21 protein-coding genes are annotated in these 21,206 nt (G+C 67.1%); 7 read left to right on the top strand and 14 right to left on the bottom strand.

Going from position 1 to position 21,206, the window contains the following annotated elements:
• Nucleotides 1-464: 464 nt before the first annotated feature.
• Complete coding sequence (locus AB0959_RS46920; protein WP_366833066.1) at nt 465-638, top strand: hypothetical protein; 174 nt, start codon at nt 465-467, stop codon at nt 636-638.
• 240 nt (nt 639-878) lie between these two features.
• On the opposite strand, the gene AB0959_RS46915 is transcribed toward AB0959_RS46920, so the two are convergent.
• Genes AB0959_RS46915 through AB0959_RS46900 form a run of 4 tightly spaced genes read right to left on the bottom strand, consistent with a single transcriptional unit; the run spans nt 879 to nt 4,205 of the window.
• Entirely contained in the window at nt 879-1,568 is a 690-nt protein-coding gene (locus AB0959_RS46915; protein WP_366833065.1) for a hypothetical protein, read from the bottom strand.
• Between the two features lie 38 nt (nt 1,569-1,606).
• Nucleotides 1,607-2,305: a hypothetical protein gene (locus AB0959_RS46910; protein WP_366833064.1), complete on the bottom strand. Its 699-nt coding sequence runs from the start codon at nt 2,303-2,305 to the stop codon at nt 1,607-1,609.
• A 29-nt stretch (nt 2,306-2,334) separates the two neighbouring features.
• Complete coding sequence (locus AB0959_RS46905) at nt 2,335-3,453, bottom strand: hypothetical protein (protein WP_366833063.1); 1,119 nt, start codon at nt 3,451-3,453, stop codon at nt 2,335-2,337.
• Between the two features lie 35 nt (nt 3,454-3,488).
• Complete coding sequence (locus AB0959_RS46900) at nt 3,489-4,205, bottom strand: hypothetical protein (protein WP_366833062.1); 717 nt, start codon at nt 4,203-4,205, stop codon at nt 3,489-3,491.
• Nucleotides 4,206-4,575: 370 nt separating this feature from the next.
• On the opposite strand from AB0959_RS46900, the gene AB0959_RS46895 reads away from it, so the two are divergent.
• Together AB0959_RS46895 and AB0959_RS46890 are read left to right on the top strand one after the other, a co-directional pair.
• A complete protein-coding gene (locus AB0959_RS46895) occupies nt 4,576-4,911 on the top strand; it encodes a trypco2 family protein (RefSeq protein WP_366833061.1) in 336 nt (111 codons plus the stop codon).
• A gap of 1 nt (nt 4,912) precedes the next feature.
• The gene (locus tag AB0959_RS46890; RefSeq protein ID WP_366833060.1) at nt 4,913-6,994 is read left to right on the top strand and encodes an NACHT domain-containing protein; all 2,082 of its coding nucleotides are present in this window, start codon (nt 4,913-4,915) and stop codon (nt 6,992-6,994) included.
• A gap of 111 nt (nt 6,995-7,105) precedes the next feature.
• Here the strand turns inward: AB0959_RS46890 and AB0959_RS46885 are convergent, their stop codons facing one another.
• Entirely contained in the window at nt 7,106-7,342 is a 237-nt protein-coding gene (locus AB0959_RS46885) for a hypothetical protein (RefSeq protein ID WP_366833059.1), read from the bottom strand.
• A gap of 58 nt (nt 7,343-7,400) precedes the next feature.
• On the opposite strand from AB0959_RS46885, the gene AB0959_RS46880 reads away from it, so the two are divergent.
• Complete coding sequence (locus AB0959_RS46880) at nt 7,401-7,652, top strand: hypothetical protein (RefSeq protein WP_366833100.1); 252 nt, start codon at nt 7,401-7,403, stop codon at nt 7,650-7,652.
• A gap of 173 nt (nt 7,653-7,825) precedes the next feature.
• Here AB0959_RS46880 and AB0959_RS46875 read toward each other — a convergent pair whose 3' ends face one another.
• Nucleotides 7,826-8,095: a hypothetical protein gene (locus AB0959_RS46875; RefSeq protein ID WP_366833057.1), complete on the bottom strand. Its 270-nt coding sequence runs from the start codon at nt 8,093-8,095 to the stop codon at nt 7,826-7,828.
• A 116-nt stretch (nt 8,096-8,211) separates the two neighbouring features.
• Here AB0959_RS46875 and AB0959_RS46870 point away from each other — a divergent pair, with 116 nt between their 5' ends.
• The 3 genes from AB0959_RS46870 to AB0959_RS46860 all read left to right on the top strand — a co-directional run bounded on the left by AB0959_RS46870 (nt 8,212) and on the right by AB0959_RS46860 (nt 11,728).
• The gene (locus tag AB0959_RS46870) at nt 8,212-8,958 is read left to right on the top strand and encodes a transposase family protein (RefSeq protein WP_366833056.1); all 747 of its coding nucleotides are present in this window, start codon (nt 8,212-8,214) and stop codon (nt 8,956-8,958) included.
• Nucleotides 8,959-9,334: 376 nt separating this feature from the next.
• On the top strand, nt 9,335-10,564 hold the full coding sequence (locus AB0959_RS46865) for an IS110 family transposase (protein WP_366833055.1): 1,230 nt from the start codon (nt 9,335-9,337) through the stop codon (nt 10,562-10,564).
• Nucleotides 10,565-11,071: 507 nt separating this feature from the next.
• Nucleotides 11,072-11,728: a hypothetical protein gene (locus AB0959_RS46860; protein WP_366833054.1), complete on the top strand. Its 657-nt coding sequence runs from the start codon at nt 11,072-11,074 to the stop codon at nt 11,726-11,728.
• A 163-nt stretch (nt 11,729-11,891) separates the two neighbouring features.
• Here the strand turns inward: AB0959_RS46860 and AB0959_RS46855 are convergent, their stop codons facing one another.
• The 8 genes from AB0959_RS46855 to AB0959_RS46820 form a co-directional block, all read right to left on the bottom strand.
• The gene (locus AB0959_RS46855) at nt 11,892-12,731 is read right to left on the bottom strand and encodes a Stf0 family sulfotransferase (RefSeq protein ID WP_366833053.1); all 840 of its coding nucleotides are present in this window, start codon (nt 12,729-12,731) and stop codon (nt 11,892-11,894) included.
• A 90-nt stretch (nt 12,732-12,821) separates the two neighbouring features.
• Complete coding sequence (locus AB0959_RS46850; protein ID WP_366833052.1) at nt 12,822-14,339, bottom strand: aspartate aminotransferase family protein; 1,518 nt, start codon at nt 14,337-14,339, stop codon at nt 12,822-12,824.
• A 144-nt stretch (nt 14,340-14,483) separates the two neighbouring features.
• On the bottom strand, nt 14,484-15,863 hold the full coding sequence (locus AB0959_RS46845) for a hypothetical protein (protein WP_366833051.1): 1,380 nt from the start codon (nt 15,861-15,863) through the stop codon (nt 14,484-14,486).
• Nucleotides 15,860-16,876, bottom strand: a complete 1,017-nt coding sequence (locus AB0959_RS46840; protein WP_366833099.1) for a serine hydrolase domain-containing protein — start codon at nt 16,874-16,876, stop codon at nt 15,860-15,862. Before AB0959_RS46840 ends, AB0959_RS46845 begins: the two co-directional genes overlap by 4 nt.
• Nucleotides 16,876-18,255 (bottom strand): AMP-binding protein, encoded by a 1,380-nt coding sequence (locus AB0959_RS46835; protein WP_366833050.1) that lies wholly within the window; start codon nt 18,253-18,255, stop codon nt 16,876-16,878. Before AB0959_RS46835 ends, AB0959_RS46840 begins: the two co-directional genes overlap by 1 nt.
• Before the next feature lie 29 nt (nt 18,256-18,284).
• Complete coding sequence (locus AB0959_RS46830) at nt 18,285-18,698, bottom strand: acyl carrier protein (RefSeq protein ID WP_366833049.1); 414 nt, start codon at nt 18,696-18,698, stop codon at nt 18,285-18,287.
• A gap of 91 nt (nt 18,699-18,789) precedes the next feature.
• Nucleotides 18,790-20,223: an AMP-binding protein gene (locus tag AB0959_RS46825; protein ID WP_366833048.1), complete on the bottom strand. Its 1,434-nt coding sequence runs from the start codon at nt 20,221-20,223 to the stop codon at nt 18,790-18,792.
• Complete coding sequence (locus AB0959_RS46820; protein ID WP_366833047.1) at nt 20,213-21,079, bottom strand: inositol monophosphatase; 867 nt, start codon at nt 21,077-21,079, stop codon at nt 20,213-20,215. Before AB0959_RS46820 ends, AB0959_RS46825 begins: the two co-directional genes overlap by 11 nt.
• Nucleotides 21,080-21,206: the final 127 nt, after the last annotated feature.

Raw genomic sequence — 21,206 nt, 5'->3', positions numbered from 1 at the left:
TGCCGGGTGATCCAGCGCCACATCCGCGAACTGCATCGTCGATACGGCACTTGGAGCGCGAGGGCTTCCGCAAGGTGCACCACCTGCGGGTGTCGAGGAGATCGACGGATGGATCCCGCACTCCGCAGTGTGCGGGCCGCGATGTCGAGTGCCGTGGCCGCGAGTACCTGCAGATCATCTACGGCGTCGGAAGCATGCCTCGTCGTCGTAGCTATCGACACGGGCCCGGGACACCCCCGCGACCTCGATGAATGGTGAGAACCCCACCATCCTGTCCAGGCTGCCCGGCGATCGCTTGCCGATCTGGGACCGCAGAGGGGTGTTCATCGAGCCGCGCCGCTGAGGGGGACGGAGGCACATGGGCTCCAACGGGGCGACCCAGTTGGTATGGAGCCCTTCACGACCCCACGTCGGGAGGGGCGCACCGTACGCGGCATCTGCTGCCCGAGCCGAGGGGAATTCCCGTGTCTACGCTTGCCCTGCTGGTCGTCCTGCTGCTGGTCTTGGTCGGTCTGCTGACCTTTGGCGGTCTCGCATGCCTCGTGCACCAACACCCAACGTGGGGAGCGCCGATCGGCATCGCACTGGCGGGCGTGACGCTCATGGTCACGCTGGTTACCACGATCGTCACTCGGTGAACCTCCAATGGGCCATTGGCTTTGCAGGAGGGCAGCCAGACTAGGCGGTCCCCGGCGTCCTGCCGGTCACCACCGCGGTGCTGTCCGTTCTCATGAACATCCGACGCGGGCGCTGCCTCCCGAACCGCTGTCGAAACGCTGCTCTACGACGTGAACAGAGCCAGGGAAGGGGGAGCCGGTCGCCGGGGTGGTGCGGGGAGTGGAGCCACTCCAGCAATGAGAGGCCGTTATGCGGGGCTGTCATCGGCTGTGGGCGGGCGAGGCAGAGGGAGCCTGGGGCGAGTGGTACGGCGCAGGACTGTTGGCTGGCGCAGGCCGGGAAGTGCTGGAGTGCGCGGGTGAGGCGGTGGTGGCGGCACGAGCCCGGCTGTTCTGCTGGGCAAGGGCCGTGGTCGTCGGCCGCGGTGGCAGGGGGCTGTCGAGGTCGAGGAAGTCGGCGCCGGTGAAGCCGAGGTCTACGCTCAGCTCCGTGATTTTGTGGCCAAGGCGTCGGCAGATACGGGCGAGGTCGGTGCCCTCATCTCCGAGGCGCCGCTCGCACCACTCGGCGGTGGCCTCCAGCAGCTGGTGCAACTCCGGGATGGCGCCTCCCCGATCGTCCAGGAGGTCGTCGAAAACGTCGGCGACGTCGGTCGGACGCTGCGCCTGAATGATCCGGGATGTCAGCGCGCGGATGCCGGAAACCTGCGGCGGCTCCTGCAGATGGGGGTCGGCGGCGACGGTGTACCCGACGGCTTGCAGGTCGCGGATGAGCTGAACCATCGGACGGCGGCCGGCACCTTCGGGGAGGACGAAGATGTCCAGCTCCTCGTGCTGTTCGAATCCTGCGGCGTGGAGCGCGGCTTCGGCCTGCGGCAGTCCGTCGGAGACGGCCGCCACGGTTCCGAGCTTGGGATGAAGGCCGAAGGCGATGTCGGGTTCGTTTGCCATTGCGGTGTGCTCCTGGGGTTCCTTGAACGGGGTGCTGATCAGCGGGAGCGGTGCGTTGGCGCCCGTAGTCCGGCAGCCGGTGGTGCGGCCAGGGGGCGGCTGGCCGGGGTGCCGGTCGCCGTACGGACCGGGTGGCGCAGGGCCGAACGGGCGGGAGAGACAGCAGTGGCTGCCCGTGCCCGCGGCTCCGACGGCGGCACAGGGCGGCCATTGCCGCGGACGTAGGCGAAGGCCGCGAGCGCGCGGTCGGTATCCGAGTGCCGACTTTCGACGTACCGCAGGTCGCCCTCGCCGTAGAGCAGGACGCCCTCGCCCGTCGCCGGATAGGTACCGACGGCGCGCAAGGTGCCTTCTGGATCTCGCAGTTGGTCGAGGAGGACCAGGCGGCCGGAGGCGATGTCGGAGGCGAGGGCGCGAGCGTGTGCGTACGGCCGGGACAGGCTCTCGGCGGGATTGCGGTCGTGGTTCTGGGAGGGCCGGGGTGGCTGCGGGTCGGGCTCGAAATCAGCGTTGACGGCCACTTGGTAGCGCACGATGCGCAGGCTCTGTACGGCCTGGCGGGTACGGCGGATCCCGTCCCGTTCGGGCTCGGCCAGTGCGTACAGCTGGCGGCGGCCAGGGACGGGCTCGAAGCCGACGCGCCGTAGGACGTGGTCGATGACTGAGGTGTTGTGCCGGTTGGATGCCACGATCCCCAGGTCCGGGTGGTGGCCGATGACTATGTGCGGGTCGTCCATGAGGGTGTCTCTTCTGGCGTCGGGGAAGGTCAGCGGCGGCGCGGCTGGGCCGGTGCGGCGGCCGGCGGGGCGGAGACCGCCAGGACGGTGGTCGATGGCTCGGAAACGTGTTGCCGTCCAGGTGACGCCGCGCTGGCGGCACGAGCCCTCTCGGATCCGGCGGTGGCGTGCGAGCCACGGTGCGGGTGGGCGAGGTGCCGGTCGGCAAGGTGACCGCGTAGCTTGTTCAGCTCCCGGGCGTAGGCACCCAGGTCGGTGGCGAGATCGTCCAGCCGGTCGCTGTACCCGCGGTCGGGCAGCGTCCCGAGTCCTTGCCACCAGCCCGCTGCGGTCTGAAGGTCGATGACAGCGGAGTCCAGAACGCCGAGCTGGGGCACCGTGATGTCCGCCAGCAGCCAGGCGACATCGCGGGTGTGCGGGGCTTGCTCGATCCGGTCTTTGGCATCGGCCAGGGCCAAGACCGCTGGCGTGCGCAGCGTGGGCGGGACGCTGGTGGTCCGGAGCTCCGGGAGTGAGGAGTGCGGGCCCGGAACGGGGCTGCGGTAGGGATGGTGGGCGTTGCGTGCCTCGAGCCGATGGGCCAGGTCGTGGATGGTGCGGGTGTGGGAGGCGAGGGTCTTCGCGATGCGTTCGAGGCGGTCCGCGCGCCCGTGACCCGCGTCGCCACCCAGCCCCTGCCACCAGCGAGAGGCCGAGCGCAGGACCTGCACCGTGTGGGGGAGGATGCCGTCGGCGGGCTCGGTGAACTCGCGGAGCAGCCGCGCGACATCGCTGGTGTGCTCGCACCGGTCGATCCGCGTACCGAGATCGGAGAACGTCCAGCTCAACGGCTCCCGGAACGGATCGTCGGTCACGGGGGCATCCAGGTCCGGGGCGAGGCTGGGCCGGTAGGCGATACGGGCCAGTACGGCGGCGGCGAGCGATGCGTGGTGCTGCTGCTCCCGCCGGTCGGTGAGGCCGGCGGGGAGCCGGTGGTACGCGGGCAGCGGGGCGTACGGCGAAGAGTCTCGACGGTGCCCGACGGGCAGGAAACCGGCGGAGTGCTGCAACAGCGCGGAAGCGAAGTGGTCACCTCCGCGGGCGGTGACATGCCCCGTCTTCCGGTCGCGGGCGATGGTGATGTCCAAGGCGGAGCCGGAGTCCGGCACAGTGGGTCTCCGTTCGATCAGGAAGGGGCGGGAGTTCAGCGCGTACGGCGCGGTGACTGTGGGCCGGCCGGATGCGACGGCTCGGTCTCGTCGGAGCCCGGGCTGGCTGGGGCATGGCCCGTGGCCGTCCGTGCCTGGGCAGCCTGGGTGCGCAGGAGCCACTGGGGTGCGGGACGGCGCTGGCGGTCGTCGGGGAGGGCGAGCAGCGCGTCGGCGGTGTGATGGATACCGACGGTGGCGGCGACCACTGCGCGATTGGCCTCGCGTAGCCGCTCCGCCAGTGGCGGGGTGCCGAGTCCGTCGACCCAGAAGCCGGCCTTCTCCACCACTTCGCGGAGCGCGGGCAGCATGCCGATCTTTTCGTCGGTGAGGACGTAGAGGAGGGCGGCGACTTCAACGGCTTCGTCGGCGTGGACGATCTCGTCGATCAGCGTGCTCAAGGTCTGGTTGTAGGCGTCGTGCGTAACGACGAGGGGCGGTGTGAAGCCGCCGTCTTTGCGCAGGTGCAGTGACGGATCGATGACCACCGGATAGTGGGCGGCAGTGAGCATCTCGTAGGCGTAGGTGGCCTTTTCATTCTCGTAGTCCTCGCCCATGTCGTAGTGGAGCCGGTACCAGGACTGGCGGATCGAGGACTGGGGGATAAACCCCGCCCGTTCCAGAAGCGTGGCTGCGAATACGTCACCGCCTTCTGCGGTGACGCCGCTGGTGGGACGGCGGGTGATACGGATAGCGGGGGTGGGCTCGGGCATGCTGGGACCTTCTGTGGTGCGACGGGATGCGGGATTCGGGCACAGGCGTGCGGCGTTGGGGGTGTGGTCGAGGATCCGGGCCTGGAGGCGTTTGGCGAGGCCGGAAATGTGCGGTAAAGGGCCGACGGGTCGCCGCTCGGTGATCGCCGGAGGCGGACGGTGCCGGGTACCTGGTGACTCGGTCCGAGGGCGGTTGCGCGTGCTCGCGCCGGGACGGAGGGGGTGCTGCCTCGGCAGCATCCGTAAGGCTCTGGCTGCGGACTGTGCCATCCAGTACGCCGACCGCTCAGCAGTCGGCTACGACAACCCGGAAGTGTGTTGTTGCCATGAAACGACGTCGTCACCAGGCCTTGTCCATGATGATGGTCGTATGACGGCTCCTGAATCCAGTTTCGATCTCGCCGACGCTGTCGAGGCCATCCGTGACCAACTCCTCGAAGCCGCCGGACGGGGAGAAAGCAAGGGCATCAAGTTCGAAGTAGGGCCCATCACACTGGAGTTCCTGGTCGAGCTACGTCGTGACTTCGGAGGAAGGGCCGGCGTCCGGGCATGGGTGCTATCCGGCGAGGCCTCAGCCGCCGCGACCAGCATGCGAACGCACAAGGTTTCCCTGACTCTCACCCCCACGGATACCACGACGAACAGCAAGCCCTTGGTCGGCAACGAACAATCGGGGTCGACGGCTCTCTTCGGCGCAAGAGGTTGATGTGCATCCCGAGTTGGAGCGCGTCGCGGCCGTCTTCGGTGACCGGCAGGGCAGCGGCTATCTCTTGACGGAGCGTCTGGTCCTGACCTGTGGACACGTGATGGGCAATGACTGGGAGCCAACCGCGATCGCGCCAAACGGTACGGGCATGCAGACGTGTGACGTCGTATGGCGGCGGGGGGACGCAGCTTTGCTCTTCGCTCGGCACAGCCTTGTCGGGGAGCGATCGTTGGGCGTGGACCCGGAATGGGCGCAAATCGACGGCCTGCAGGTGTGGCCGGGGGCCCGTGCGGTCGGATATCCACGCGTTCAGCGGGATGGGGCCAACCTGGACAGCCACCAGGCGGTGGGGACGTTCAACCCGGGCACGGGAGCGCTTTCCGAAGGGGCGCTTCTGGAAAATCTGGAACGGCCGATCGGCGGCTCGCCTTGGGCGGGCATGTCAGGCGCCGCTGTGTTCGTCGAGGGCCTCCTGGTTGGGGTCGTGCGTGCTGATCCTACCGTCTGGCGACACGGCCGGCTCGAAATTGTCCCAGTCGCCAATCTAATGACCGACAATTACTTCGTCTTGAACTGTCGAGAGGCCGGACATGACGTCCATTTACGTTCGCTGACGTTCGTCGGCCAGGGCGCGGCGACCGCTTTTGACAACCGTCTTCGGCGGTACGTCTCCTTGCAGGCAGACCGGGTCCGCGTCACAGGCTTGTTCGATGATGACTTCTACTGGTCTTTGCAGCGGAGCTACGTAGACCTGAACTTGGCCGTCCGGGACGACGCTGCTCAATCCACAACGACTCCCGGGGAGCGGGCCTCTGCGAGTCTCACATCCCGTCATCGGGTCCTGCTGGTCGGTGCGGCGGGGTCCGGCAAGACGACTTTCTTGCAACGGCTTGCTCTCGCCGCCGCGCGCCGCGAACTGCCGCCTCATCTTGCCGAGCTCAATGAGTGCCTGCCTCTCTTGCTGCAGTTGAGGGAACTCCTGAAGCGAGGGGATCTCCCCGACCCTCGGGGCTTCCTCGCGGCTGTGGCCAAGCCGCTGGTCACACACCCGGACGCGGTCGGATGGGTGGATCGCCAGCTCGAGGCAGGCCGGGTGCTGCTCATGATCGATGGCCTCGACGAGGTTCCCAGGAGTGACCGCGACCGTGCGCGGAAGTGGCTCAGCGACTTGATCGATGCGTACCCTCAGAACCGCTTCATAGTGACGAGTCGACCGGCCGCCGTCCCGCGCGGATGGTTGCGGCAACACGGGTTTGCGGAGCTGGAGACGCAGCCCATGAGTGCCGCTGATATCTCGCGACTCGTGGAGGGCTGGTTCGATGCGATGTCCGAAGCTCATGATCATGAGCTTGTGAACTGGGCCCGAGCGGCGGTCGTTCAGCAACTGCGGGACAATCCCGATTTGGCTGAACTGGCAACCAGTCCACTGATGTGCACACTGATCTGCGCCCTGTCGCTCCGGGGGTCGCATCGTGTGCCCCGAAGCCGAGCTGAGCTCTACGGTACGGCGCTGAAAGTCTTCTTGGAACTCCGGGACGCTATTCGAGGAATCGATGTGCGCGGGCCGCGACTTCCTGCCCATGTTCAGTCTCAGCTGTTGGGACGCTTCGCCTTTTGGCTCGCACTGAATGGCGAAGTGGAACTGGAGCGGGAACGGGCAGTGAAACTCGTGCAAGCGGAGTTGAGGAGCCTTCGGCTGGCTGACGTGAATGACCCCAAGCTTGTTCTGAGATTCCTCCTCATAAGCAGCGGCATGCTCCATGAGACGCCCGAAGGTTCGATCCGGTTCATTCACCTTCCCTTCCAGAGTTTTCTTGCCGCACGGTCCGCCTTGAGTGACGACAGCATCGGCCTTCTCGTCAGAAATGCGCATGACCATGACTGGACCGACGTGTTGGCCCTGGCCTCCGCTCAGGCGAACGCAGAACAATGCGAACAGATTCTGGAAGGCCTGCTCAAACAGCGACTCAAGCAGCCGCTTCACGCCGATCGGATCACTGCGGTTGCCAAGATGTGTCTCGACTACGCGGAACAAGACGTGCCACCAGGGCTTCGAGCCCGGATACAAGACGCGGTCGCATGACTTCTGACATCGGCGACGACTCCGCCGAGGTCGATCGAGCGCTTGGACATGTGCGACCTGCAGCAACCGCGACTTCACCAGAAGGGATCGCATGGCTCGTCAGACGAAAACCTAATCGACTGCCAGTCCGCGCAGCCGCCCGTCGGCGCTGGCATGCCGGTAGGCCAGCCAGCGGCCCACCGCCCGGTCCAACGCGTCGCCGTCGATGCGGCCCAGCAGTTGCACAGTAGATTCCGCGGCCAGGCTCCGCTTCGGGAACACCGGAGCGGGCCGTACGCCAAGTCGTTCCAGAACAGTGGACGGAGCGTCGGCGATCCACTCGCCAACCGCACCAGGCGCCAAAGCCAAGCTCACCCCAGCCGACCGGATCCTGGTCACCGTGCTCCACCTGGGCAAAATCGCCACCATGGACCTCCTCGGCCAACTCTTCGACGTCACCGCCCCGACCATCAGCCGCGCGAAAAAGGAAGTCCGCCCACTCCTGGAAGCACGCGGCCACCACATCACCACCTCAACCGCAAGCCTCCGCACACCAGCCGACGTCGAACCCTTCCTCGCCCCCGACTCCACCGAAACAAAGGTCAAGAAGACGAGTCAAAGATCTGCGCACCCTTTAGGGCGATCACGGTTGCGGTGCCTCGCCCGGCACGTGGGGTGATGCCGCGCGGTCGGCCAGCCAGGTGCGGGTGGTGTCGTAGCCGAGGCGGTCTGTTCTGCTGTGTGACGGAAGTCCAGGGGGTTGAGCCCGCTCCGTACGCCGGGGGTGAGCAGTACGTGGACCTCGCCTCGTGCGGCGGTGAGCTCGCTGGCCGAGGTTCGCCCGAGCATTATTCAGATGGTCCGGATCAGCATCGGCAGGGCGCCGCTGACTGGGGTCTGAGGCTTGACTGTCAGGAGAGAGGGCAGGACGTAGCTGGTGGTGGCGCCGAGCGCCTCGGCCTGCCTGATCGGGATGTCAGCTGAGAGGCTCCCGTCGACCAGGAGTTGGCCGTTGTGCGCGACTGGCGGCAGGAGCCCGGGATTGGAAGCGTCGGCCAACAGCGCGTCCACGGCGGGCCCCGCGGAGAACACCACGGGTGTGCCGGACTGAGGCCCGTGCATCGTGAAACGTGCAGGTGAGGTTGGCTGGTGTGCGGGTTCACCGCACGCCGGTAGCCACACCAGGACGGGGCCTCGGGGCGTAACCGGCGGGCCCCCGACGGCAGTTGACGTGTTTTGTGAAGAACAACCCCAGCCCCGTCGAGGGCTCTGACGGCCTTGTCTGCACCGCCCGCCTGCCGCTGTCGAGCGCCACCCTGAACTACCTCGCCACCCTGATACGCGGCCACCTGAAGAAGATCGGCTCGCGGTGGCGGGCCCTGCCCGCGGGGAAGATCGCCGGCATCGTGCTGGCGGTGCTGCGCTGTGACCAGCGCCCCGGCGACCTCGCCGGCGGCAACGGAGTGCACCGCACCACCGCCACCCGGTGGGTGCGGGAGGCCGTCGGCCTGCTCGCCGCCCGCGCCCCGCGCCTGGACCGCGCGCTCAAGAAGATCGCCCGAACGGGTGGCGGGGTGGTCCTGCTCGACGGCACCCTGATACGGACCCGGCGGCGCAACCGCACGGCGAACCGGAAGAACTACTCCGGCAAGCACAAGTGCCACGGCCTGCTGGTGATCGCGCTCACCGACGACCGGGGCCGCCTGCTGTGGTTCTCGGCCGCCCGGCCCGGACGATCCTCGGAGATCACCGCCTGCCGCCACGACCAGCTCACCGCGAAACTGCGGGCGGCCGGGCTCGGCGCCATCGCCGACCTGGGCTGCGTCGTCCTCGACGACAGCGGCCCGGACGCCGACCCGGCGGTGATCACCGGCTACAAGGCCGCCCACAACCGGCCCCTGACCCGAGGGCAGAAACTGTCCAACAAGGCGCTCGCCGCCGTCCGGGCGCCGGTCGAGCACGGCTTCGCCCATCTCAAGAACTAATCCCTTCCCAAGAGCACCCGGCGGGAGCCCCGCAGGTCTCCGGGTGTTCGGGTCGGGTGCTGGATGCACGCCTTCTCAAGAACAGGCCGTGACGCCTTTCGCCAGACCGGCGGCATCCAGCACCCCGAGAGTCAACACCGGTCGCATCGTCCCTCGTTGGTGTTGGTGGTGCGAGCCCACTCCGCGGTGACCTCTTGATACGCCCGAGCCGTTCGAGCTCCCGCGCAGACCGAGGCCCGTGGGGTGCGCTGGTGCCACGAACGGCTCGTGAGGTGGCGGCACTCCGCACAGCGGTCGATGCCTGGGATTAGTGCGACGCGTGGCCCGCATGCGCTCGTGACCAGCGCAAACATCAGCACATCGGGAAGGAACTGTCTTGATCTATTGTGGAATCGACTGGGCCGAGCGTACCCACGACGTCGCCTTGGTCGACGACACCGGCAGGTTATTGGCCAAGCGGCACATAACCGACGACGCCGTCGGCTACAAGCTGCTGCTGGAACTTCTTGCCGAGCACGGTGACACCGAGGACAACCCGATCCCGGTAGCCATCGAGACCTCCCGCGGCCTGCTGGTCGCCGTGCTGCGTTCCGGGAAGCGGAAGGTGTACGCGATCAACCCGCTGGCCTCCGCCCGCTACCGCGACCGGCACAGCGTCTCGCGCAAGAAGTCCGACCCCGGCGATGCCCTTGTCCTGGCGAACATCCTGCGCACTGACATGCACGCCCACCGGCCGCTGCCCGACGACTCCGGCCTCGGCCGTGCGATCGCCGTCCTCGCACGCGCTCAGCAGGACGCACTGTGGAACCGGCAGCAGCTCGCCAACCAGCTCCGCTCCCTGCTGCGCGAGTACTACCCGGCGGCCCCAGACGCCTTCGCCACCTGGACCAACGGCCTGTGCCGGCCTGAGGCACGTGAACTCCTCAAGACCGCCCCGACCCCGACGCGGGCAGCACGCCTGACCCGCACCCAGCTCCAGGCCGCCCTGAAGCGAGCCGGCCGCAAGCGCGGCATCGACACCGAAGTTGATCGCCTCCGTGAGGTCTTCCGCGCCGAGTCCGCGCACCAGCCGCCGCTTGTCGAGGACGCTCTCGGCAAGCAGATGCTCGCCCTCCTTGTCCAGCTCGACGCCGCCTGCACCGCCGCTGACCAGCTCGCTGAGGCGGTGGAGGAAGCGTTCCCTCAGCATCCGGACGCTGAGATCCTGCTGAGCTTCCCCGGGCTCGGTATCCAGCTCGCCGCCCGGATCCTGGCCGAGATCGGGGACGACCGCAGCCGCTTCGCCGACGCCCGGGGCCTGAAGGCATATGCGGGCTCCTCGCCCATCACCCGCGCTTCCGGCAAGAGGTCGAGCATCACGCGGCGGTGGGTGAAGAACGATCGGCTCAACCACGCCGGATACCTCTGGGCCTTCGCCGCCCCGAACGGATCCCCCGGGGCCAAGGCCCACTACCGCCGCCGTCGCGACGAGCACGGAGACTGGAACGCCGCCGCCCGGCGGAACCTGTTCAACCGAATGCTCGGCCAGCTCTACCACTGCCTGCAGAAGCACGAGTTGTTCGACGAACGCACCGCGTTCCCCATCGAACTCGCGGCTGCCGCTTGACGCGTTGGCAACGTGAGGTGTCTGGCGGGTCCTCGGCAAGGTCCGCACCGACCCGAAGTGGGCGACCGCCCTGGTCAGGGCCCTGCTGGTCCTCACGAACCGCGAAGTCTCCCGATGACCGACGATCTTCACCGAAGTCATCCATCCGCGACCGGCACGAGGACCGAGAACTCCGCGCACACCAGACCCGTGACCTGCAACTTCACGATGCATACTGCTTATTGGTGCCCGGCTGGAGAAGGCCATCATCCGCGCCCTGCTGCCGACCGTGCCGCAGCCCGGCCGGTTCGGGCGCGGTGGGCAGGCATGTGATCCAGGCGGACCAAGGGGGACTCGTTGACTGACCAATCGCAGCGAAGGGTGCGACTACGGCTGGCCCGCCAGAGGACAGCCCCTCGAACAGTCCGGGCGCGGGTGCCCGTCCCATCCGATCAAGAGCCCGATCCGCAGCCCGCTGCAGACCCTGTTCCGACACCCGACTCCGAGCCGACACCGGAACCTGGGGCGTTGAGTACCTGGCAGCGCCTCCGGAGGGCCAAGTGGGCCCACATCATCACAGTCGCGGCAACAGGACTTGCGGCCATCGCTGCGATCGGCGGGCTCTGGGCTCAGGCGGTCGCTACGTACTGGAGCCAGCAGACGGCCAAGGACCAACTCAGCCAGTCGAAGCAGCAGTCCGAGCAGGAGGCACGCGCCCAAGCGAGGGCAGTCTCCTACTGGCTCGAAGGCAACCGCGGAGAGACCTTCACGCTGCACCTCCAGAACCGCTCACCAGACCCGGTGCCGTGGATAACGCTGGTTCTCGATAGGACGGTAGTTGCGCTCAAAGGAACCCCTGGTCCACAGAAGGTGCGCTACACCCTGACCACTACGCGGTTGGCGCCATGCACTGAACTCGTCTACTCGAAGGATCAGCTTCTCCTCGCGGTTGAGCGCCCGGGAGGTTCCCGCTGGGTCTCTTTCATCGGTTTGGTCGGTGACGTGCAGCAAGCCTTCATCAGAGACCGCGACGGCAAGGGGTGGAAGCGCACAGCAAATTCGCTTGTCCCATGGTCGGGAATCCTACCGAACCTGAACGAACAGCTGAAGAAAGGCGAATGGTCAGGTGCGTTCTATCTCGAGCCTAAGGCTAAAAAGGCCGTCGCATGCGATGGCGCAGGCTGACTTGCTTAGGGCGGGACGCCGCCCGGAGTATCAGTGGCCGCCAACCGGACCCGCTCACGCCGAGCCCGCTACTCAGCCGTTAGCCCTCCGCCATCGGGATACCTCATCCCTCCGGCATAGCGCGGTCCACGACAGCCGTCACGACCCTGCGTAACCCGCACCCTTAAAGATCTCTAGCGTCATCAACGGCGTGCGGATTTCCCCTGAGCCACTCCCTGTACCTTTCGGCGATTTCCTGATTGAGGCTAGTGGCCTGGCGGCGAAGTCCGGGATTCGTGTATTCGGAAGCACGGTCCGGCATTCCCAGCACGTCGAAGACGGCCTGAAGAGTATCCTCGCGCCGATTGACAATGTCTTCGTAGGTCACACGCACACGCGGGAGCCTGGTGCTGTCCAGCCATTGTTCCCAGACGTCCTGGTGCCGGCGGACCGCCGTGACGATCTGATGGATCTCGGCCGCATCGAACGCATCAGCGGTGAGCTCGTCGGTATCGCGCACGAGGGCAGGGGGCGGGCCTTCTCGCCACCAGGCCACTTTCGTCGCCGTCGGAACAAACCTCTCCCCTGGAACGTCCGCGAAGATGCCTGACCGGGACGCTATGGCCATGGACACCGCCTGTCCGACCACGTCCCGCCGAGCGACCAGGATCACCCGGACGTCCGCTCGGTGGCCTTCAGGCAACAGCTCCACGGGCGACGAAATCTGCTTCGTGCGGAACAGCCGTTCCACGTGATAATAGAAAACCTTGACTCCAAAACGGCCACCGCTGCCGGTCTTCTCCAAAAGACGCTGCTGATAGGCCGCCCAGTCGGTCGCTTGGGGTGCGTCGGGCCGTGATTCCGGATGTGCCAGATCCCAGTCCCGCAAAGTCCGGTGCAGCCTGGAGAGGCCGTACCATTCGTCGGGATCGCCGGCCTGCCCGCTGACCCGCAGTGCATGGCAGAGCAGATTCGTGCCGGTACGGGGGGAACCGAGCACGAGATAGCCTATGTTCGATGACATTCTGTACATTACCTTCGACGGGATATTTGATCGGACCGAGCAGTGACCTGAGGTTGTTTCGTCCGCTCACCCTCCTTCACGATGGGCGGCTCATGCGCCGAGCACTGCCGGGGCGTGCTCGGCCAGGTGCCGCTCGGCGTACCCGGCAGCTAGGTCGAGGACGGCGGAGATGTCCTCCAACGAGGTCATCGGGTTAAGAAGAGTGAATTTCAGCCAGTGCCTCCCGTCCACCACTGTGGAGGCGATCACGGCCTCGCCGGACGCCGCGAGAGCCTCACGGGCCTGCAGGTTGGCCGCGTCCGCGACGGCGTGCGGCGTGCCGGGGGCGGCGCGGTAGCGGAAGACGAGGGTGGACAGCTCGGGTCGGGTTGCGACCTCGAACCGGGGGTCGGCCTCAAGGATCCGCCAGCCCTCGAAGGCTCGGTCGACGACCTCGTCGAAAAGCTCGCCGATGGCGGTGGGACCCATGATCCGCAGCGTCAGCCACAGCTTGAGCGCGTCGAAGCGGCGGGTGGTCTGGAGCGACTTGTCGACCTGGTTGGGGATCGCGTTCTCGGCCATCCGCTCCGGGTTGAGGTAGTCGGCGTAGAAGGTGCTGTGGCCGAGCGCTGTGCGGTCGCGTACCAACACGGCCGAAGAGGAGACCGGCTGAAAGAAGGACTTGTGGAAGTCCATGGTCACCGAGTCGGCCCTCTCGATGCCGTCCAATAGGTGCCGACGGGTGGGGGAGACCAGCAACCCACAGCCGTAGGCCGCATCTACGTGCATCCAGGTGTCGTATTGCCGGCACAGCGCGGCGATGCGCGGGAGCGGATCGATACTGCCGAAGTCGGTCGTGCCGGCGGTGGCCACCACCGCCATCACGGTCTCCCCGGCGCGCGCGCAGCGCTCCAGCTCCTCCGAGAGCGCCTCCGGGCTCATCCGCCGGGTCTCGGCGTCGGCGGGCACGTTGATGACGGCATCCGGCGCCAGGCCGAGGATGCGCGCGGACTTCTCGATGGAGAAATGGCTCACCTCGGAGGTGAGAATGCGCAACGTGGGCTGGACGAGGGCACGGACGGCAACTGGATCAGCAGCATCGCCCGCCGCCCGGGCTCGCTCGGCCGCCAGCCGCAGCGCCTCCTCCCGGGCGAGCAACAGGGCGTGCAGGTTGGACTGGGAGCCGCCGGAGGTGAAGATGCCGTCGGCGTCCGCGCCCAGCCCGACGCGCTCGACGGTCCAGTCTATGAGCCGCCGCTCCATGAGGGTGCCGCCTGCAGACTGGTCCCAGGTGTCCAGGGAGGAGTTGACCGCCGCCATCACGGCCTCGCCGACCACCGCCGGTATCACCAGGGGGCAGTTGAGGTGCGCGAGGTAACGCGGGTGGTGGAACCAGACCGCGTCGCGCAGATAGACCTCTTCGAGCTCCTCAAGCGCGGCCGCGGTGTCGTCGAGCGGCGTGTCCAGGTCGACGCCCTCCACGACGGGGGCGAGTTGCTGCGGGGTCACGCCGGTGAACGGACGCTTCACGGAGGCCAGCTTCCGGGCTACGTGAGCGGTGGTGATACTGACCTCGCGGTGGTAGCGCTCCGCCGTCACGCTGTTGAGCAGGTGCGACCTGCTTCGCATGGGGTTCCTCCCTTGAAAAGCGAATGGGCGAACGACGAACACGAAGGCCCGCCGAGCCGGGACTCGGCGGGCCGGCGCGGAGATCGGCCGGGGATCGGGACGACCGTGGGCACGCGCCGGCCGGTGCCCTGGATGGCTGGCTCGTCATTTGTGTTCAAGGAAGAACGGTGCGATGGGGTGAGTCCGGTAGGCGCTCTTGGCTCGTTCGAAGATCTCGCCCACGCGTCGATCGACGTCTGTGGCGGCGACAGCGCAGAACCGGTTGAACGTACGGACCACTTCGAACGAGTCCGTCGACTCCCGCCAGCGCGTACCGAAGAGCTGGAGTGCGTCGTGGTCGTCTTCCTCGAAGATGCTGAGGTTGCCCCGCGAATAGGGCTGGACGTTGTCGACGATCTCCACCCACGACCGCTCCACCGTGCCGGCCGCCACACGTGCTGCCCTGGTACGCGGGCGGTCGGCCCTCGGTAGGTAGTTGAACTCCGGTATGCCGTCCAGCTCCTCCATGCCTCGCTCCCGTGCGACCACGTGCTTGACGCGCTCGTACCCGTAGGGAGAGAAAACGGATGCGCGGTAACCCTCCACGATCGCGCCGAACTCGCGCTGCACAAGTGCCCGGAAGCTCATGCCCATGTCGATCGAGACGGAGCTGAAGGCGAAGGGGGTGTTCGCCACGACGCTGGTCGCGTCCTGCACGGGCGACTGCCGACGGAACTGGGATCGCACCACGACGTCCCGGGCCGCCAGCTCGACGCTCAGCACAATGGCGTAGACGATGAGCGAGATCCCGGGCTTGGTCACACGCAGTCTGGTGCTCAGCTCTGCGAGCGTTCGGGCGTGCCCGGCCGACTCCACGACACCGAACGTCGCGGGATCCGTGCTGGGATCCTTTCTGAGGTTCGCGTCCGCGGCCCCGCTGAGCAGACGCTGGACGATCGTGAGGTTCTCCTTCTCCGCCTGCGTGTGGTCGGGTGAGCTCTCGACTTCGAGGACATCCGTGATCTTGGCAGCGCGAAGCCGTGGGGTCTTGCCGTCCAGCAGCACGCGGTACTCGTCGCGAAGCTGCTCGACCCCTCTGCCGTCCACTGCGATATGGGAGACGAGTGCCCCCGCCATCCACTTTCCCCCACGGTTGATCAGCACGGGCATGAACGCCCGCCTCCGGCGTACGAACTCACTGTGCGTCAACGCCATCAGCTGTTCTCTGGTCAACCGCGCTTCGGACCAGTCCATGTCGATTGTGAGCGGACGAACGTCCGACGGCCGCCGCACGACCTGCTGCGGAAAGGTGCGCGGATCAGCGAGGTCGAGCGTGTCGGCCGCGTCGTCGAAGAGGGCGGTCAGGACGTCGTGCCTGGCCACCAGCCCCGTGAGCGCCGCGAGTACGCTGTCCCTGTCCGTGTGGCCTTCCTGCTCGTCGAACACCACACACAGGGGCCACTCGACAGGATCGAGGCCACGGCGGTGAAACATCTCGACCATGGCCGCCTGTCCCCACGTCAGGCCTGTTCGCTCGCTGCTCACCTGGTTACCTCGCAACACTTACCGTCAAGTTGGTCGAAGACGCGCGTCATCAATCGGCGTCGCCGCAGAAGGCTCTGCACGGGCTCCCGCACCAGATTGCTCAGGTACACCACCGAGAGTTCGCGCCGGCTGTCGGCCAGCGCGAAGGACCCCGTCCCGGAGTCGGACCCGAAGGCCTCCCGTCCCGGCGGCTGTCCGAGCCACTGCCATCCCACCAGCGCGCCGTGCGAGAACCCGAACGCGTGCTTTCCCTCGCCGTCGGTCGACAGGCCGTCGCCGACAGGTCGCTCCAGATGTTCGACGGCCAGGCGCTGCGGGACCGGCAGAGCGCTTCGCTGCTCGGGAGACGCCATGACGGCGAAAATACGCATCAGCTCCTCGGCCTTGCTGCGGAAGCCGGAGCCCGGCCATGCGCACTGCATGACCTCGGGGGTGTCGGCCCACCACAGATCAGGCTCCCGCTCCCCCGTCTCACGATTCATGATCGGCAGCGGCGGCTCCTCACGGGGCAGCAGTGCTCCGTACCCGAGGCGAGCACCGAACGGTTCAAAACCGAAGCGTTTGGTGAAGGCGACCCTGCCCATGCCGGATACCCGCTCCAGAACGAGCGAGAGTACGTACCAGCCGGTGGTCACGGAGTATTTCGGTCCGCGCTTGGTGTCCACGGGAGAGCCGGCGATCCACCGCTGGAAGCGTGCCTCAGACCAACGCCCCGGGGTGGCCTCGCGGGTGATGCCGCTGGAGTGGGTCAGCAGGTCCCGGATCCGGACCGCGTCGAACTGCCGGCCGAACGCGGTCGGCAGATATCTCCGCACGGAGTCGTCGAGGGACACATCGGTTCGGCCGAGCAGGAAGTTCAGCGCGGCGAAGGCGAACACCGGCTTGCTGACGCACAGCAGTGAGAACGTCGCGTCCTTCGCGCCTACGTGCTCCTCGAGGATGAGTTCGCCCGCTTGCCGCACGATGATACGTTCCGCGACCGATTCGGGCAGCCGACCGTCACTGAGTAGCATCACGTCGGCTCCTTGCGGGCTTCAGCGGACAGCCGCTCGACGTTCTCGCGCTGTGCCGCGACGAGCAAGGTCAGGGCGGGATAGTTCACTTTGCCCCGCGTTGTCCTCGGGATGCCGGGGACCGGCACGACCGACAGCGCGGAGGCGGGCAGCCTGGCCGCTCGCGCCGTGCGCGTGACGAGTTCGTCGGGGTCGCCCTGGTATTCGGCGACGCATATCACGATCTCCGCATCCGTGCCGATGACCGCCACGTTCCCGCTGGGTCGAAGGAACGCCTCGACCTCGTCCAGACTGACCCGTTTCCCGAACTGCTTCACCGTCCGCGTGGTACGGCCGGTGATCCAGATGAACCCGTCTTCGTCCACCGTCCCGAGGTCACCCGTGCGGTGAAAGCCCCGCGGCGGCTCGCTCCGCTGCATGTTCCTGAGCGCGCGTGCCGAGTCGACGTACCCCTGCATCGTGCTGGGGCTTCGGACGATGAGCTCACCGTCGTCGCGGACCACCTCGACGCCCTCGATCGGCACGCCGACGGAGCCGAGCTTGTCCGGCCTGCGCGTCAGGTCGAAGGCCGAGATCCTCGTCATCACCTCGGTCTGTCCGTACATGAGGAAGAACTGTGCCCCGTGCTGAGATGCCAGCTCCAGGTAACTGCTCTGTACTTCTGGTGCCAGTCGGCCGCCGGAGTGCGACAGCTGCCGGAGTGAGGGTGGCCACCCCCGTACTAGGCGGCTCTGGAGCAGCTCGTACATGAGGGAGACACCGGCGAGATGGGTGACCTCGTTCGCGGTGACGGTGTCCCAGAACCGGCGAGAGGTGGGCCGTTGCCCCGTCACCACCAGGCTGCCCCCGGCTGTCAGATGGGAATGCAGGACCGACAGCCCGAACGCGTAATGTAGGGGAAGGCTGGTGACGGCGCGGCTCTGGGGATCCAGCTCAAGCCGGTCGATGATGCCGAGTGTATTGGCCCGCACACCGGGTTCGCCCAGTGCCACGCCCTTCGGCATCCCCATCGAACCTGATGTGAGCATGATGAGCTTGGTGGACGTCGCTCCAGAGGCCCCGCCGACACGCCGAATCCAGTGGTGAGGCTCGGACTCGCGGTACAGCTCATGGTCGAGCGACTGAGCGCCGACGACGAGCTGCGGCTCGTAGGCCTCGATGGTCTGGGCCAGGGCCTCGGAGGCGCTGAGCGGATCCACCAGCATGACCGTGCTCGGCGTCGCGAACGAGGCGAGATAGGCCACGATCGTGCGCAGGTTCGGCTCGGCAACAATGGCGACCAGCGCGCCATCCTGCCCGAGATGGCGCTTCGCGAACTCGTCGACCAGACGGCCGAGCTCTCCGTAGGTGATCGTTTCGCCTTCGGCGATGACCGCCACAGAGTCCCGTTCGCCTCCCAACAGCCACATCACTGAGCCAACCGGGCCCTGATCAGGCGCGAGAGCTGTGCCGGGTTGCCGGCTTCAAACACCTCCTGCATGTCGAGCCGCACGCCGTACTGCTCGAAGATCGAGGTCGATATCTCGATCATCGCGAGCGAGTCGGCTCCGAGATCGAAGAAGTCGTCTTCGGCGCCCGCGACGACGCTCTCCGTCGCCGTGGCGACGGTCCCGCAGACGAACTTTTCGACGTCGTCGTGTGCGGGGACGTAGACCGAGCGGCGCTCAGGCGCGGCCTGCTCGACGACGGCGGTCGTCAGCTCGCCGGTGATCGACTCATTCGTGATCACGATCAGCGGAGCCGCCGCCTCGGTGCCGAGGTGCTCCCACGTCAGGTTTCGGTATTCGACCGGGCTGAGTTCTCCGCTGGAGCGGATCGCCACGATCCAGTGTCCGTCCGAGACCGCCACGGTGCAGTCGCTGACACCCTTAAGCGTCTCTACGAACTTCTTCAGCTCTGCGGACGCTGCGTTTTCACTGGCCATCGGTACTCAATCTCTTCAACTTGCCGATTTCGGAACGAGGTAGCTCAGCCACGAACGACAGAACATGCGGCCGCGACGCCGGGGGCAGGCGGCGCCGGCAGTGGGCCTTGATCGCGGCGGCCGTGGCAGTGGTGGGTGCGTCTGCGATGACGAGCGCCTCGGCGATGTTCCCGAACACCTGGTGGGGCCGTGCCCGGGCCATCGCGTCACGGACACCGGGGACTTCGAGGATGACCCGTTCCAGCTCGGCCGGATAGACGTTCTCGCCGCCTACGGTGAACATGTCACCGTCCCTGCCCACGAGGAACAGGTAACCGTCGGCGTCGAGGTACCCCCGGTCACCGACCGAGCCGTACCCGTCCTGCGTGCGCCGGACGCCAGGTGCCGTGTTGCGCGCATGCGAGAGGCTCCGCATGTACACCTCGCCGACGGTACCCACCCGCACCGGTTTCCCGTCCGCGTCCCGCACGCTGATCCGCGTCAGGTAGCCACGCCCCACGGTGCCTGGTCGCTCCACCCATTCACGGCCCGAGCAGAACGTGAGGCCGACCTGCTCCGTGGACGAGTAGTACTCGTGTACCCGGGCGTCTCCGACGCGGTCGATCCATCGCCGCTTCGTCTCATGATCACAGGCTGCCGCCGTGTGTATCACGCCTTCGATGGAGCCCAAGCGCGCGGTGCCGAACCGCTTGGCCAGCGACAGCAGGCGGAGGTGCGTGGGCGTCGCGCAGAACCACTCGACGGACTCCGCGGCGATGACCTCAAGCAACTCGGCGGCTTCGAAGCGCCTGCCGGTCACCGTGAGCCGATGGCCGTCCAGTAGTCCGATCAGGACGGGGAGTAGACCGGCCGCGTGGTACAGGGGCAGCACCGCGAGCTGCCGGAGTCCCGGGCGCCAGCCGGCCCGCTGGTACAGCCGCAGCATCCCGGAGAGTGCGGACGGGGAAAGGTCCACGGGGATCAGTTTGGGGCGCCCCGTCGTACCCCCGCTGTGCAGAAGCAGCCGCCAAGTACGCTCATTGCCCTCCGCGGAGCACCCCCGAGTGGCGATCTTTCCCTCGTGCAGTACACCGTCGAACCCCGCGGCGACCAACTGCGCGCACAGCCTCTTCGACGACTGCGACCAGGTCCCGGCTCGGACGAGACAGATGCCCAGACCTGCACGTGCGGCGGCGAACAGGCTGACCAGCGTGGAGATTTCGTCGTGGACCTCGTGTACCACGGCGGGACGCTCAAGTCCGTGCGTGGCGAGTTGTTCGCGCAGCTCCATTGCGGCTGACGCCGTCATGCGCTCCAGGTCACCGAGAGTCACTCGGGCCCCGGAGCCGAGATGGGCTATCGCCAGCGCGGACGGGTCGGTCTCGTCCCAGATACGCCGCAACGAGAGCTTGTCCGCGCCGCTCGCGAGCGAGTCAGCTGCCACGAGCCACCTCCCCGTCGGAGTGGCTCCCTCTGCTGGTGGTCGCCTGCGGATCAAGACTCAGCAACGCCAGAACCTCATCGTGCAACAGGCCGTTGCTGACGATGAAACCGCCGGACGGAGCCGCCCCTACGCGACCGCCGTCCAGTGCTGTGGCACATCCGCCGGCCTCGGTCACGATCAGAGCGCCGGGGCAGAGATCCCACGGCTTGCCCCACGGCTCGATCGCCACGTCAACGCTGCCGCCGGCGACGCGCAGATGCTGAAGAAAGCCGCCCCGGGTCCCATGCGGATACGACGAACGGTCCAGAACCGCCTGGAGATTGCGACCTGGCCTGCCGTCCGTCCATTCGGCGAATCCCGCGAAGGCCACCTCGGCGTAGGCCAGATCGTCCCTACGACTGACCCGCACGGGTTTTCCGTTGATGTGGGCCCCACCCGCTCGCCGCGCCCATCCCCGGACACCGAGAAGCGGTGCCGAAATGGCGGCGACGACCGGCTCGCTCTCGCGTACATACGCCAAGAGCGTGCCGAATTCCGGGTCGGACCGCACGAAATGACGGGTGTGGTCGATCGGATCGACGATCCAGCCGTCCACCTCGCCGGCGAGCAGCGGACGCACGCCCTCCACACCTGAGCGTTCCTCGCCGAAGACCTCGGTGCCGGGAGCGTGTCGAGCGAGCGTGCTGCGCACCAGGTCTTCGATGACGAGGTCGGCGCGCGTGAGGAGCGAACCATCTGCCTTCACCGTGAACCTGCCCGGTTCCTCGCTCATGGTCCTGAGGACCGTGTCGGTCGCGTCCATGGTGCTCAGCGCCGCTTGGAGGGCACGCTCAAGCTCAGCGTCGATCGGAGACATCCACCCTTCCTCCTTGGCGCGAACTGCCTGTCGCCTCGTGTCAGTGGTGTGTGACGGTGTACTGGATGGCAGCGCGGGGGTTTTCCCAGAAGATCTGCTCGATCTGCTGCTCGGTGAGCCCGATGGA

Origin of the sequence: Streptomyces sp. NPDC046862 (assembly GCF_040704615.1) — a bacterium.
In the GTDB taxonomy this organism is placed as follows: Bacteria; Actinomycetota; Actinomycetes; order Streptomycetales; family Streptomycetaceae; genus Streptomyces.
Note: the sequence above shows the minus strand (reverse complement) of the source record. Positions and strands in the feature narration are given on the sequence as shown.